The organism is Sporichthya polymorpha DSM 43042, from assembly GCF_000384115.1.
GTDB lineage: Bacteria > Actinomycetota > Actinomycetes > Sporichthyales > Sporichthyaceae > Sporichthya > Sporichthya polymorpha.
This window is the reverse complement of the sequence record NZ_KB913029.1, coordinates 4233934-4247862: the sequence shown is the minus strand read 5'-3', so window position 1 is coordinate 4247862 and position 13929 is coordinate 4233934. Positions and strand designations below refer to the sequence as shown.

Here is a 13929-nt window from a genome sequence, read left to right as displayed (position 1 = left end):
ATCGGGTGATGGATATTGACTCACATTCTCACTCTGCGTAACGTTACACTGCGTAGTTCTCTCAGCAGACGCCCGGTACGCCCCGTAACGACCGGGGTGACCGTCCGTCCCGGTCAGGAGTAGCCCGTGCCCACCGAGTACGCGAAGGCCCTGGGTGCGCGGCTGCGCGCGATCCGCACCCAGCAGGGTCTGTCCCTGCACGGGGTCGAGGAGAAGTCCAAGGGCCGCTGGAAGGCGGTCGTGGTCGGCTCGTACGAGCGCGGCGACCGCGCCGTGACCGTCCAGAAGCTCGCCGAGCTCGCCAGCTTCTACGGCGTCCCCGTCGCCGAACTGCTGCCCGGCGGCGCCCCCAGCGGCGCGGCCGAGCCCCCGCCGCGTCTCGTCATCGACCTGGAGCGGCTCCAGCAGGTCCCGACCGAGAAGGCCGGCCCGCTGATGCGCTACGCCGCGACGATCCAGTCCCAGCGCGGCGACTACAACGGCAAGGTCCTCTCGATCCGCCAGGACGACCTGCGAACCCTCGCCGTCATCTACGACCAGCCCCCGTCGAGCCTGACCGAGGAGCTCATCAACTGGGGCGTCCTCGGCTCCGACGCCCGCGGCGCCCTCGACGTCTGAGTCGCGCCTCTCTGTCAAGAAAGGGTGTCACCCCTTACTGCGCAGTAAGGGGTGACACCCTTTTGTGACATCGGCCTCGCAGATCAGAGGGCGAGGGTCGGCTTCAGGTCGAGGATGCGGCCGAGGAGGCCGTTGACGAACCCGGGCGACTCGTCGGTCGAGAGGTCCCGGGCGAGCTCGACGGCCTCGCTGACCGCAACCGCGTCGGGGACGTCGGGGGCGAACAGCAACTCGTAGACCCCGACACGGAGGACGTTCCGGTCGACCGCCGGCATCCGCTCGAGCGGCCAGCCGACCGAGTAGGTCGCGAGCAGCTCGTCGATCCGGGCGCGGTGCTCGGTGACGCCCTCGACGAGGGTGCGCGTGTACTCCGCGACCGGCGGATCGCCGACGGTGACGCGTTCGGTCAGCGTCTCCAGGACCCCGCGACCGCGGAGCTCGGCCTCGAAGAGGATGTCGACCGCGCGCTTGCGAGCCTTGCTTCGGGCGCTCAACAGCAGCTCAGTTGTTGATGCGGCCCAGGTACTCGCCGCTACGCGTGTCCACCTTGACCTTCTCGCCGGTGGTGATGAACAGCGGGACCTGGATCGAGGCGCCGGTCTCCAGCGTCGCCGGCTTCGTGCCGCCGGTGGAGCGATCGCCCTGCATGCCGGGCTCGGTGTACGAGATCAGCAGTTCGACGGCGGCGGGGAGCTCGACGTAGAGCGGCGCGCCCTCGTGGGTCGCGACGACGGCGACCTGGTTCTCCAGCATGAAGTTCGCGGCGTCGCCGACGGTCGCCGCCGGCACGTGGATCTGGTCGTAGGTCTGCGTGTCCATGAACACGAAGTCCTCGCCGTCCTTGTACAGGTACTGCATGTCGCGCTTGTCGACGTTCGCGGTCTCGACCTTGACGCCGGCGTTGAAGGTCTTGTCGACGGTCTTGCCGGACAGGACGTTCTTCAGCTTGGTCCGCACGAAGGCCGGGCCCTTGCCTGGCTTGACGTGCTGGAACTCGACGACGGTCCACAGCTGGCCCTCGATGTTGAGCACCAGGCCGTTCTTCAGGTCGTTCGTGGTCGCCACGGCGGAGTCTCCCCGGTTCTTCCTTGGTCGAGCGCCGCGCAGTCAGTCCAGGACCAGCAGCTCTTTGGTCGTCACGGTCAGTAGCTCAGGGCCACCGTCAGCGGCGTCCCGGACGACGAGGGTGTCCTCGATGCGGATCCCGCCGACCCCGTCCAGGTAGACCCCGGGTTCGATGGTGACCGGCGTGAGCGCACGAAGTCTACCGGTGGCCGTGGCCGCGATCAGCGGAGCCTCGTGGATCTGCAGGCCCACGCCGTGCCCCAGGCCGTGCGGGAATTGGGGTCCGTGGCCGGCCGCCTCGATCACCGAGCGTGCCGCCGCGTCCACCGCGGCGATCTCGACGCCCGGCGTGAGCGCCTCCCGCCCCGCACGCTGCGCGGCGAAGACGAGGTCGTAGAGCTCGACCTGCCAGGACGCGGGCTCGGACCCGACCACGAAGGTCCGGGTCATGTCCGAGTGGTAGCCGGCGACGCGGGCGCCGAAGTCGATCTTGAGCAGGTCGCCGTACGCGATGCGCCGATCGGTGGGCCGGTGGTGCGGGACCGCGGAGTTCTCCCCCGCCGCGACGATCGTCTCGAACGCCGGCGCCTCGGCGCCCTTGTCGAGCATCCGCCGCTCCAGCTCGCGGGCGACGTGCCGCTCGGTGCGCCCCATGACCAGACCTTCGAGGATCTCGGCCAGCGCCGCGTCCGCGATCGCCGCCGCCTCCCGCAGGGCGGAGATCTCGACCTCGTCCTTGACGGTCCGCAGCTCCTCGACGACCGGCCCCAGGGAGACCAGCTCCGCCTGCCCGCCCAGCTGGCCGTGCAGGTCGACGGTCACGTGGTGCGACTCGAACCCGAGCCGGCGGACGCGCAGCTTGTCGGCGCGGTTCGCCAGCGCGACCGCGCACGCCCGCTCGACGACCAGCTCGACGTCGGGCGCCTGCGCCCCGGCCTGGTTGACGTATCGACCGTCGGTGGCGAGCAGCACCCCGGACGTGCGCGCGTCGGCGGTGAGCAGCAGCGCCGCGTTCGACCCGGTGAACCCCGTCAGGTACCGGACGTTGACCAGATTCGTGATCAGCGCCGCGTCGATGTCCGCCGCCCGGATCGACTCCCGCAACCGCTCCCGGCGAGCCTCGTGGATCTCCGGCATGTCTGCCAGCGTAGGCCGATCTCCCCCGCCCGATCCGGCGATCGCGCCAGTCGGCCGAATCGTGACCGGCGCGCCCGGCGGGTGCGCATGAAGCCACTGGACGAGTTGAAAGACCGGTGAACTCGTGAGGCGGCCAGATCACCTCACCCGTTGCAACTCGTCCACTGGGTTCATGCGAGGCACAGTGGACCGGATGGCTGTTCCGACGACTCCCGAGAAGGCCGGCTCCCTGGTCGGTGCCGCGTTCGGGCTCGCGTTCGTGGTCGCGAACAGCGGGTCCCTGCCGGACGGGGTGGCGCTCGCGCTGCGCGGTCTGGCCGTGGTGCTGTTCCGCGTGGTCGCGGTGCGGGCGGTGACGACCCGTTCGTCCGCGCCCGGCCCCACGAACGGACACGCCCCGCGGCCGGATTGCGGGTTCCTGCTGACCGCGGCGCTCTGGGGCGTCGGGGTGCGGCCGCGTCAGTTGGCCTGACGCCCCGGCGCCGACCTACGCCTCAGAGCCTCGCGAGGGCCCGGAGGGCGAGGCGGTACGAATCGATGCCGAACCCGGCGATGGTGCCGGTGGCGACGCCGGCGACGACGGAGGTGTGGCGGAAGGCCTCGCGGGTGGCGGGGTTGGAGATGTGGACCTCGATGAGCGGGGCGCGGAGCTGGGCGCAGGCGTCGCGGACCGCGTACGAGTAGTGGGTGAACGCCGCGGGGTTGAGGACCACCGGGATCGCGGCGTCGGCGGCCTCGTGGAGCCAGCGGACCAGCTCGGCCTCGTCGTCGGTCTGGCGGACCTCGACCTCGAACCCGAGCTCCTTGCCGGCCTCCTGACAGGCCGTCACCAGGCCGGCGTGGTCCATCGAGCCGTAGACGTCGGGCTCACGCGAACCCAGGCGGCCCAGGTTCGGCCCGTTGAGCACCCAGACCGCGCTCACGCCGACACCCGCCGGAACGCCTCGGTCAGCTCCTCCGGCGTCGGGGACTCCGCGATGACGGGGACGCCGAGACCGTCGAGCACGACGAACCGCAGCCGATCGCCGCGGGCCTTCTTGTCGACGCGCATCGCGGCCTGCAGCACGTCCCAGCGGTCGGCGCGGTACTGCGTCGGCAGGCCGAGCGCGGCGAACACCGAGCGGTGCCGCGCGACGAGGTCGGCGGAGATGCGGCCCTGGATCTGCGCGAGCTCCGCGACGAACACCATGCCGACCGCGATGGCCTCGCCGTGCCGCCAGCGGTAGTCCTCGACCTTCTCGATCGCGTGGCCGAGGGTGTGGCCGTAGTTGAGCATCTCCCGGCCGATCGAGCCGCCGGCGCCGGTCTCCCTGAGGTCGACCGCGACGACGTCGGCCTTCACCTGAATCGCGCGGGTGATCAGCTCGCGCGTGTGCGGGCCCGACGACACGGCCGCGCCGGCCGGGTCGGACTCCACGAGCTCGAGGATCGTCGGGTCGGCGATGAAGCCGGCCTTCACGACCTCGGCCATGCCGGAGACCCACTCGGGCCCCGGCAGGGTGTCGAGGGCCGCCAGCCCGCACAGCACACCCGCGGGCGGGTGGAAGCTGCCGACGAGGTTCTTGCCGGCCGCGGTGTTGATCCCGGTCTTGCCGCCGACCGCGGCGTCCACCATCGCCAGCAGTGTGGTGGGGACGTGGACGACCTTCACGCCGCGCAGCCAGGTGGCGGCCACGAACCCGGCGAGGTCGGTGGTCGCTCCCCCGCCGACGGAGACGATCGCGTCGGAGCGGGTGAAGTTGGCCTCGCCGAGGGCCTCCCAGCAGGCGGCGGCGACCGTGGCGGTCTTGGCCTCCTCGCCGTCGGGGACCTCCATCAGCCGCACCGCGTAGCCGGCCTCGGTGAGTTTCTCCGCGACGCCGGCGCCGAAGTCGTTCAGCGACTGCGACGCGATGACCCCGACCTGCGCGACGCCCGGGCCGAGCAGCTCGGCGAGCTCGCGCGTGACGGCGTGGCCGACGAGGACGTCGTAGGGGGCCGCGCCGCCGACGGTGATGCGCGCGGCGGCCGCGTGCGCGCCGCCGCTCACGAGTCGGCTCCGGGGCCGCCCGTGAAGCCGGACTGACGAGCTGTCAGTTCGGCGAGCACGGCGTCGGCGACGTCGTCCGCGGCGCCGTCGGCGGGAACGGTCACGGTGGCCACCTCGAGGTAGAAGGAGCGGCGGGCGTCCATCAGCTGCATCAGCTGCGCGCGGGGGTTGCTCAGCAGCAGCGGACGGTCGCGGTTGAAGCCGACGCGGCGGGTCGCCGAGGCGAGGCCGACGTCGAGGAAGACGACTGCCCCGCCGGCATTCGCGTACTCCCCCAGCCGGGCCCGGGTCTCCTCCGCGAGGATCGCGCCACCGCCGAGGGCCAGCACGCCGGCGTGGGTGGTCAGGGCGGTGGCCACGGCCTCACGCTCGAGCGCGCGGAACGCAGCCTCGCCGTCGTCGACGAAGATCTCGCTGATCGGCTTGCCGGCGGTCGCCTCGACGTCCGCGTCGGTGTCCCGCAGCGCCAGGGCGAGGCGCTCGGCCACGAGCCGCCCCACGGTGGACTTCCCGGCGCCCGGCGGACCGACCAGGACGACGCGGGGGCGAACCCCGCTCACGACAGCCCGCGCCGGGCCAACTCGTCCCGGTACGCGGCGACGTTGCGGGCGGTCTCGGCGACCGAGTCGCCGCCGAACTTCTCCAGTACCGCGTCGGCGAGGACGAGCGCGACCATCGCCTCGGCGACGACGCCGGCGGCGGGGACCGCACAGGCGTCGGACCGCTGCGCGATCGCGGTGGCCGGCTCCAGCGAGCGGACGTCGACGGTGTCGAGCGCGCGTGGCACGGTCGAGATCGGCTTCATCGCCGCGCGGACGCGCAGGACCTCACCGGTGCTCATGCCACCCTCGGTGCCACCGGCCCGGCCGGTGCGGCGCCGGACGCCGTCGGGGCCGGTCTCGATCTCGTCGTGGGCGGCCGAGCCGCGGGTGGCGGCGAGCGCGAAGCCGTCTCCGACCTCGACGCCCTTGATCGCCTGAATGCCCATCAGCGCGCCGGCCAGCCGCGAGTCGAGACGCCGGTCGCCGTGGACGTGCGAGCCGAGACCCGGCGGCAGGCCGTGGACGACGACCTCGACGATCCCGCCGAGGGTGTCGCCGTCGGTCTTCGCGGCGTCGATCTCCGCGACCATCGCCGCGGACGCCGCGGGGTCCAGGCAGCGCACGGGGTCGTTGTCGACGCGCTCGGAGTCGTCCGGGCCCGGGATCACGCCGTCCGGCGCGGCCGCGGTGCCGATGCGCACGACGTGGCTGATCACCACGGCCTCGACGGTCTGGGCGAGGAGCGCCTTCGCGACGGTGCCGAGCGCGACGCGGGCCGCGGTCTCCCGGGCGCTCGCGCGCTCCAGGACCGGGCGGGCGTCGTCGAACCCGTACTTCTGCATGCCGGCCAGGTCGGCGTGCCCCGGGCGGGGACGGGTCAGTGGCGCGTTGCGGCCGGAGGTGCCCAGGGCGTCCAGCTCGTCGGCGGCGAGGGGGTCCGCGGCCATGACGCGCTCCCACTTCGGCCACTCGGTGTTGCCGACGCGGATCGCGACCGGGCCGCCGAGAGTGTTGCCGTGCCGCAGCCCGCCGAGAAACTCCACCTCGTCGGCCTCGAACTTCATACGGGCGCCGCGGCCGTACCCGAGCCGGCGGCGCGCGAGCTCCGCGGCCACTTCCTTCGTGGAGGTGCGCACGCCGGCGGGCAGCCCCTCGAGGATCGCGACGAGGGCGGGGCCGTGGGACTCCCCGGCGGTCAACCAGCGCAACATGGGCCGAATTCTCCCACGGCGCCGCCTGCTCCCCGTCCAGGCGCTCAGTCCACGTACCAGTCCGCCAGGTCCCCGCCCGCGACGATGCCGACCACGGCTCCGACCAGCATGAACGGCCCGAAGGCGATCGAGGAGGACAGTCGCGCCCGGCGGGTGGCGAGCAGCACCAGGCCGGCGAGGGCGCCGGTGCTGAAGGCGGCCAGGGTGCCGACGACGAGCGCGTCCCAACCCGCCCAGCCCAGGTACAGCCCGAGGACGCCGGCGAACTTCACGTCCCCGTAGCCCATGCCGGCGGGGTTGATCCGGACGACGAGGTCGTAGAAGGCGATCAGGATCACCATCCCGCCCAGCGCCCGCCAGGCGGCGGCGGAGTCGTCCTCCGCGATCGACGCCAGCCCGAGCAGGGCGCCCGCGACGGGATAGGCGGGCAGCGTCAGCCAGTTCGGGAGCCGGTGCTCGGCGAGGTCGATGACCACGAGCGGCGCCCCGACGGCGGCCAGGAACAGGTGCGCGGGCAGGGCCGCGGAGGTGCCGAGATGGCCCCAGAAGACCAGGGCCAGAGCCACCGCGCCGGCTACCGCCGTGTCCCACCGGAACCGCGTGGTCACGGCGAGGTGGCAAATCTCGAGTCAGGACCGTTCAATTTAGTCCCATCCGTCACTCGCGTGTCTTCCGTATTCACAGGTTCGCCAGCCATAGTGATCAAGGAGGCTCGTGCGGATACTGGTCCACAGAAGCTGACAAATCCTTACGATTCGGACAGGCCCCGCTCCGGCGGGACCGAGGCCGATCTGTGAGGACTGTCAGGTTCTGCCGACCCGTCAACCGCATCACGGGGGTCGGCGTCTTTTGTACGCGGCAACGGGGGCCGCGGAACAGGGCGCTACGAGGGTCGAGGACGGACCGGATGAACGAGATCTCGCGACGAACGGCACTGCTGGGCGCCGCGCTGCTCGCACTCACGGCCTGCGGGGGCGGCGAGGACAAGCTCGCCCCGGTGGCCGCGCAGCGCACCATGGGCATCACGGTGTTCCCGTCCTACGACGCCACCGACGTCAAGCCGGACAGCATCGTCACCGTCAGCGGCACCTACGGCCGCCTCAACGACGTGCAGGTCTTCGACTCCGAGGGCACCGTCATCACCGGCGCCTTCAGCGACGACCGGACGGTCTGGGTCGCCGACCGTCGGCTCTCCCCGAACGAGAAGTACACGGTGATCGTCCGCGCGACGAGCGAGAAGGGCGCCGCGGTCAGCCAGACCAGCAGGTTCTCCACGCTCGAGGTCACGGGCAAGGACGCCGTCGGCAGCACCCTGATCAGCCCGCCCGACGGCAGCACCGTCGGCGTCGCGCAGCCGGTCGTCATCGCCTTCAACCAGCCGGTGCTCAACCGCGAGGCCGCCCTGGCCGCCTTTCAGGTCGAGACCTCCGAGCCCGTCGAGGGCGGCTGGTACTGGATCGACTCCCAGGAGGTCCACTGGCGGCCCAAGGAGTTCTGGCCCTCCGGCGTGGAGGTCAAGGTCTCCGAGAGCCTCGTCGGCATGGACCTCGGCGACGGGCGCTGGGGCGTCAGCCGCCGCGAGAACACCTTCAAGGTCGGCCGTGAGCAGATCATCAAGGTCGACGTCCGCCGGCACCGCATGCAGGTCGTCCGTGACGGCAAGGTGATCAAGACCTTCGCGGTCTCCACCGGCAAGCGCGGCTGGGAGACCCGCAACGGCATCAAGGTGATCATGGAGAAGGTCACCAACAAGAAGTGGACCAACACCGCGATCGACGCGCCGGAGAGCTACACGCTCTACTCCTCGTACGCGATGCGGATGACGAACTCCGGCGAGTTCATCCACGACGCGACCTGGAACGGCCGCATCGGGTCCGCGAACACCAGCCACGGCTGCGTCGGCATGCGACTGTCGGACATGCGCTGGATGTTCAACAACACGATCATGGGCGACCCGGTCGTCACCACCGGCTCCCCGCGCAGGTTCCGCGAGCTGTGGAACCGGTACCAGGACTGGAACGTGGACTGGGACCAGTGGCAGACCGGGAACTTCGACCTGTCCGACGGCTGATCACCGAGGGCTGATCACCGACGGCTGAGTTCCGCCTCGCCGGCCGCGGTCATCGCCGTGACGACCGCGGCCCGGTCGACGGTCGAACCAGTCATCAGTTCCACCTGGAGCACGGCCTGGTGGACGAGCAGGTCGAGCCCGCCCAGGACGAGGCCGCCGGCGGCCGACCAGGCCGCGGCGAGCGGGGTCGGCCACGGGTCGTAGAGGACGTCGAACAGGACGCCCGGCGACTCCGGCACCTTCGCCCCGAGCGCGTCGGCGGCGCCCTTGGGCGTGGTGGCGACGACGAGCGGGGCGGCCAGGGAGTGCGCGGCGTCCTCCCAGGAGCGAACCTCCAACCGCAGCCCGTAGTGGTCCGCCACCGGGCGCAGCTCGGCGGCGCGGTCCGGGGTGCGGACGTACACCTCGACCGTGCCGCGGCACAGCGACCCGAGCGCGGCGACCGCGGCCGCGGCGGTCGCTCCCCCGCCGAGGACGGCCGCGCGCTCGACGCCGCCGACACCGGCCGCGGCGAGCGCGTTACGCATCCCCGGGACGTCGGTGTTGGCGCCATGCACCTCGCCGGGCGCCGGGAACGTCAGGGTGTTGGCGGCGGTGGTGACCCGCGCGACCTCGTCGAGTTCGGTGCACAGCGGGATCGCCGCCCGCTTGAGCGGCATCGTCAGCGACAGCCCGGCCCAGGTCCCGGGGAGCTCCGGACCGCCCAGACGGCCCAGGAACGCGCCCAGACCGTCCTCAGCGACCTCGTGGGCGTCGTAGGTCCAGTCGAGGCCGAGGACCTCGTAGGCGGCGGCGTGCAGCACCGGCGAGAGCGAGTGGCGGATCGGCGAGCCCAGAACGGCCGCCCGGCGAACCGGAGCGGGAGGGCGGGACAGCACGGTCACCGGCCGGGGTTCGCCCGCAGCCAGGCGCGGAACTCCTCGACGTTCCGGGCGTGATCGGCGGCCGTGACGCCGTACTTGGTCTCCCCGGTGTCCGGGTTCACCGCGACGAAGTAGATCCACGGGCCCTCGGCGGGGCTGAGCGCCGCCTCGATGGCCGCCTCGCCGGGCGAGGCGATCGGCCCCGGCGGGAGCCCCTCGTAGCGGTAGGTGTTGTACGGCGAGTCGATCGCGCGCTGCTCCGCCGTCGTCGTGACGACCTCGGCGCCGCCGACCGCGTAGTGGACGGTGGAGTCGAGCTGCAGGCGCATGTTCTCCTCGAGGCGGTTGTAGATCACCCGCGCGACCTTGGGCTGGTCGTCGGCGAGCTTCGCCTCCTTCTCGATCAGGCTCGCGATCGTGAGCACCTCGAGCGGCGTCCTCCCGACGATCGCCGACCGGGCGACCAGGTCCGTGGCGGTCGCGGCCACGTTGAACCGCGTCACCATCTGCTTCAGGATCGACTCCGCGCTCGCGTTGGGCTCGACGTCGTAGGTCGCCGGGAACAGGAAACCCTCGGCCTTGTTGCGTGCCCAGCCCGGGAGGCCCAACGCCTTCGGGTTGTCGAGGACCTTCTCGAAGTCCTCCTTGGGGATCCCGGACTCCTTGCTCAGCTTGGCGATCGCCTGCGCGGCGCTGCGGCCCTCGGGGATCGCGATCCGCGCCAGGATGCGGGAGGCGGGGTCGAGCATCTTCGTCAGCGCCTCGCGGGCCGGCATGTTGAGGTTCAGCCGGTAGAATCCGGGCTGGAGCGACGCGGCGCGGGAGTCCTTACGCGCGGCGGCGACGAAGGACCCCTCCGTTCGGACCACGCCGGCCTCCTCGAGCATCCGGCCGATCGCACGGATGCTGGAGCCCTGGGTGACCTGGACGACCTTCTCGGCCCCGGGCGGGCCGGAGAAGTCGGCCGTGCCCTCGGTGAGACGTTCGTAGATCCGGTTGATCCCCACCGTCGCGCCGACGCCGATCGACCCGAGGACGACGAGCGAGATCACGACCGCGATCAGCGCCTTCCGGCGCGTGCGACGGTGCGCCTTGCGGGGTCGGCGCGCAGGCCCCGGGACCGGCTCGTCGGCAGGGGGGTACGGGGGCGGGCTGGAGTCACTCACTGCTTTCGCATTATCCCAGATCCGGGCACTGGACCGGCTCTCCCGGCGCGTCGCCGGTCGCCCGTTCGGCGTCCAGCGCCGTCTGCAGGAAGACCACGGCGGCCGCCTGGTCGATCGCGGACCGCCCCTTCCGGCTGTTCACCCCGGCGGCCCGCATCTGGGACCCGGCCGTGACCGTGCTCAGGCGCTCGTCGACCAGGCGCAGCGGGCACGGCAGCACCGTCGCCAGGCGCTCGGCGAACGCCCGGACGCCCCGGGCCGCCTCCCCCTCGCGCCCCGACAGGCCCCGGGGCAGGCCGAGCAGGACCTCCAGCACGTCGTGCTCGACCGCGAGGGCAGCCAGCCGCTCCACGTCCCCGGCGCCCCGGCGGACGGTCTCGACCGGGAACGCCAGCAACCCTGACGGGTCGGACGCGGCCACCCCGATCCGTACCGACCCCAGGTCGACCGCGAGCCGGACCCCGGACCTCATCTCCGGTCCGCGTCAGCCGGCAGTGTCGGCGACGGCCTTGGCGACCGCGGCGAGGGCGTCGTCGATCTTGGAGGCGTCCTGGCCGCCGCCCTGGGCGACGTCGTCCTTGCCGCCACCGCCACCGCCGAGGACGCCGGCGGCGACCTTGACCAGCGCGCCGGCCTTGAGCCCGCGGGCCCGGCCGGCCTCGTTGGTGGCGATCACCAGCGCGGGGCGGCCGTTCGCCGCCGCGACGGCGACGACGACCGACGGGCGGGACTCGCCGAGGCGGCCACGGACGTCGAGGACGAGCTTGCGGAGGTCGTCGGCCTTGGTCTCGTCCGGCAGGCGGGTGCCGACGTACGCGACGCCGTTGACGTCGGCCGGGTTCGCCGCGAGCTCGCCGGCCGCGGCCAGCACGGCCCCGGCGCGGACGCCCTCGAGCTCCTTCTCGACCTCCTTGAGGCGCGCCAGCACGCCGGCGATCCGGTCGGGCAGTTCCTCCGGACGGGCCTTGAACGTGTCCGCGAGCTGCGAGACCAGCACGTGCTCGCGCGCGAGGAACCGGTACGCGTCGGTGCCGACCAGCGCTTCCACACGGCGCACCCCGGCGCCGATCGAGGACTCGCCGAGCAGCTTGATCAGACCGAGCTGACCCGACCGCGCGACGTGGGTGCCACCGCAGAGCTCGCGGGAGTAGTCGCCGACCGAGACGACGCGGACGGTGTCGCCGTACTTCTCGCCGAACATGGCGATCGCGCCCGAGCGCTTCGCCTCCTCCTGGCTCATCAGCTCGGCGACGACCGGGTGGTCCTCGATCAGGACCTGGTTGACGCGGTCCTCGACGTCGTGAAGCACGGACGAGGGCACCGCGGTCGGGGAGGAGAAGTCGAAGCGGAACCGGCCGGCCGAGTTCTCGGACCCGGCCTGGGCCGCGGTCTCCCCCAGCGCCTCGCGCAGGCCCTTGTGGACCAGGTGCGTCGCGGTGTGGGAGCGCGAGATCGCGCCGCGGCGCGCGACGTCGACCTCGGCGCGCACGGCCTCACCCACCGTCACCTGACCCGCAATCACGCGGGCCCGGTGCACGATCAGCCCGGTGAGCGGGGACTGCACGTCGTGCACCGCGATGCGCGCACCGTTCGCCGTCACGATCACGCCCTGGTCGGCGAGCTGGCCACCGCCCTCGGCGTAGAACGGAGTGCGGTTCAGGACGACCTCGACCTCGTCGCCCTCGCTCGCCGCCGGCACCGGGGTGCCGCCGGAGATCAGACCGAGGACGGACGCCTCGGAGACGACCTCGGTGTAGCCGAGGAAGTCGACCGGCGAGCCCGCCGCCGCCAGCGCATCCCGGTAGACCGAGACGTCGACGTGGCCGGTCTTCTTCGCCTTCGCGTCCGCCTTGCCGCGGGCGCGCTGCTCGGCCATCAGGCGCGTGAACGCGTCGCGGTCGACCTCGATCCCCTGCTCCGCCGCCATCTCCAGCGTCAGGTCGATCGGGAAGCCGTACGTGTCGTGCAGGGTGAACGCCTGCTCGCCCGACAGCTTGGTCGAGCCGGCCTTCTTCGTGTCGGCCACTGCCGTGTCCAGGATCGTCGTGCCGGCCCGCAGCGTCCGCAGGAACGCCGCCTCCTCGGCCTCCGCGACCGCGTGGATGCGGCTCGCCTCGGTCAGCAGTTCCGGGTACTGCGGCGACATCGCGGCGATCGTCGCGTCGATCAGCTCGCGCATGTTGGTCTCGGGTCCGCCGAGGATCCGCATGTTGCGCGTGACGCGGCGCATGATCCGGCGCAGCACGTACCCGCGGCCCTCGTTGCCCGGGGTGACCCCGTCACCGATCAGCATCGCGGCCGTCCGCGAGTGGTCGGCGATGACGCGCAGCGAGACGTCCCGGCGCTCGTCCTGGCCGTACTTCACGCCGGTGAGCTCGGTCGCGCGGTCGAGGATCTTGCGCGTCGTGTCGATCTCGTAGATGTTCTCGACGCCCTGCAGGATCGCCGCCATGCGCTCGCAACCCAGTCCGGTGTCGATGTTCTTCGCCGGCAGGTCGTTGTGGATGTCGAAGTCGACCTTCGTGCGGACCTCGGACAGCTCCGACTGCATGAAGACCAGGTTCCAGACCTCGAGGTAACGGTCCTCGTCCGCGACGGGCCCGCCCTCCTTGCCGTACTCCGGGCCGCGGTCGAAGTAGATCTCCGAGCACGGGCCACCGGGGCCGGGAACGCCCATGTGCCAGTAGTTGTCGGCCAGGCCGCGGCGCTGGATGCGGTCGAGCGGGACCCCGACGCTTCGGTGCCAGATGTCGATGGCCTCGTCGTCGTCCTGATAGACCGTCACCCAGAGTCGGTCGCCGTCGAAGCCGTAGCCGCCGTCGGCCACCGCGGACGTCAGCAGCTCCCACGCCAGCGGGATCGCGCCGGCCTTGAAGTAGTCGCCGAAGGAGAAGTTGCCCGCCATCTGGAAGAACGTGGCGTGCCGCGTCGTCTTACCGACCTCGTCGATGTCCGGCGTCCGGACGCACTTCTGCACGCTCGTCGCCCGCTTCCAGGGCGGCGTCTGCTCGCCCAGGAAGTACGGCTTGAACGGCACCATGCCGGCCGGCACCAGCAGCAGCGTCGGGTCGTCGGCGATCAGCGAGGCCGACGGGACGATGGTGTGCCCGTTCTTCTCGAAGAACTTCAAGAAGCGGTTGCGGATGTCAGCGGAGTCCATGGGAGCCAGTTCCTGTGAGCGTGTCTGCGTCGTTCGGGAGCGACGCGCGAGGGCGACAAATCGAGGG

15 protein-coding genes are annotated in these 13929 nt (G+C 72.0%); 3 read left to right on the top strand and 12 right to left on the bottom strand.

The window, feature by feature from the left end; genetic code table 11:
- The first annotated feature begins 126 nt into the window (after positions 1-126).
- A complete protein-coding gene (gene bldD / locus SPOPO_RS0120695; protein WP_019876963.1) occupies positions 127-618 on the top strand; it encodes a transcriptional regulator BldD in 492 nt (163 codons plus the stop codon).
- Between the two features lie 83 nt (positions 619-701).
- Here bldD and nusB read toward each other — a convergent pair whose 3' ends face one another.
- Genes nusB through SPOPO_RS0120680 form a run of 3 tightly spaced genes read right to left on the bottom strand, consistent with a single transcriptional unit; the run spans position 702 to position 2820 of the window.
- On the bottom strand, positions 702-1112 hold the full coding sequence (gene nusB, locus SPOPO_RS0120690; RefSeq protein ID WP_019876961.1) for a transcription antitermination factor NusB: 411 nt from the start codon (positions 1110-1112) through the stop codon (positions 702-704).
- A 7-nt stretch (positions 1113-1119) separates the two neighbouring features.
- Complete coding sequence (efp, locus tag SPOPO_RS0120685) at positions 1120-1683, bottom strand: elongation factor P (protein WP_019876960.1); 564 nt, start codon at positions 1681-1683, stop codon at positions 1120-1122.
- Positions 1684-1725: 42 nt separating this feature from the next.
- The gene (locus SPOPO_RS0120680; protein ID WP_019876959.1) at positions 1726-2820 is read right to left on the bottom strand and encodes a M24 family metallopeptidase; all 1095 of its coding nucleotides are present in this window, start codon (positions 2818-2820) and stop codon (positions 1726-1728) included.
- A gap of 193 nt (positions 2821-3013) precedes the next feature.
- Here SPOPO_RS0120680 and SPOPO_RS0120675 point away from each other — a divergent pair, with 193 nt between their 5' ends.
- On the top strand, positions 3014-3292 hold the full coding sequence (locus SPOPO_RS0120675; RefSeq protein ID WP_156870097.1) for a hypothetical protein: 279 nt from the start codon (positions 3014-3016) through the stop codon (positions 3290-3292).
- A gap of 22 nt (positions 3293-3314) precedes the next feature.
- On the opposite strand, the gene aroQ is transcribed toward SPOPO_RS0120675, so the two are convergent.
- Genes aroQ through SPOPO_RS30830 form a run of 5 tightly spaced genes read right to left on the bottom strand, consistent with a single transcriptional unit; the run spans position 3315 to position 7210 of the window.
- On the bottom strand, positions 3315-3743 hold the full coding sequence (gene aroQ / locus SPOPO_RS0120670) for a type II 3-dehydroquinate dehydratase (RefSeq protein ID WP_019876957.1): 429 nt from the start codon (positions 3741-3743) through the stop codon (positions 3315-3317).
- Positions 3740-4849 (bottom strand): 3-dehydroquinate synthase, encoded by a 1110-nt coding sequence (gene aroB / locus SPOPO_RS0120665; protein WP_019876956.1) that lies wholly within the window; start codon positions 4847-4849, stop codon positions 3740-3742. Before aroB ends, aroQ begins: the two co-directional genes overlap by 4 nt.
- A complete protein-coding gene (locus SPOPO_RS0120660; RefSeq protein WP_019876955.1) occupies positions 4846-5409 on the bottom strand; it encodes a shikimate kinase in 564 nt (187 codons plus the stop codon). The genes aroB and SPOPO_RS0120660 overlap by 4 nt, the downstream gene beginning before the upstream one ends.
- Positions 5406-6602 carry a chorismate synthase gene (aroC, locus tag SPOPO_RS0120655; protein WP_019876954.1) on the bottom strand — a complete coding sequence of 399 codons (1197 nt, stop codon included), beginning with the start codon at positions 6600-6602 and terminating at the stop codon, positions 5406-5408. The genes SPOPO_RS0120660 and aroC overlap by 4 nt, the downstream gene beginning before the upstream one ends.
- A gap of 44 nt (positions 6603-6646) precedes the next feature.
- Positions 6647-7210, bottom strand: coding sequence for a prepilin peptidase (locus SPOPO_RS30830; RefSeq protein ID WP_019876953.1), 564 nt, complete (start codon positions 7208-7210; stop codon positions 6647-6649).
- A 299-nt stretch (positions 7211-7509) separates the two neighbouring features.
- Here SPOPO_RS30830 and SPOPO_RS30825 point away from each other — a divergent pair, with 299 nt between their 5' ends.
- Positions 7510-8673 (top strand): L,D-transpeptidase, encoded by a 1164-nt coding sequence (locus SPOPO_RS30825; RefSeq protein WP_019876951.1) that lies wholly within the window; start codon positions 7510-7512, stop codon positions 8671-8673.
- Between the two features lie 14 nt (positions 8674-8687).
- Here SPOPO_RS30825 and SPOPO_RS0120640 read toward each other — a convergent pair whose 3' ends face one another.
- The 4 genes from SPOPO_RS0120640 to alaS are packed head-to-tail and all read right to left on the bottom strand — an operon-like array spanning position 8688 to position 13862.
- A complete protein-coding gene (locus tag SPOPO_RS0120640) occupies positions 8688-9557 on the bottom strand; it encodes a shikimate dehydrogenase (protein WP_019876950.1) in 870 nt (289 codons plus the stop codon).
- Positions 9554-10702 (bottom strand): endolytic transglycosylase MltG, encoded by a 1149-nt coding sequence (mltG, locus tag SPOPO_RS30820; protein ID WP_019876949.1) that lies wholly within the window; start codon positions 10700-10702, stop codon positions 9554-9556. Before mltG ends, SPOPO_RS0120640 begins: the two co-directional genes overlap by 4 nt.
- 10 nt (positions 10703-10712) lie before the next feature.
- Positions 10713-11174, bottom strand: coding sequence for a Holliday junction resolvase RuvX (gene ruvX, locus SPOPO_RS0120630; protein WP_019876948.1), 462 nt, complete (start codon positions 11172-11174; stop codon positions 10713-10715).
- A gap of 12 nt (positions 11175-11186) precedes the next feature.
- Complete coding sequence (gene alaS, locus SPOPO_RS0120625; protein ID WP_019876947.1) at positions 11187-13862, bottom strand: alanine--tRNA ligase; 2676 nt, start codon at positions 13860-13862, stop codon at positions 11187-11189.
- Positions 13863-13929: the final 67 nt, after the last annotated feature.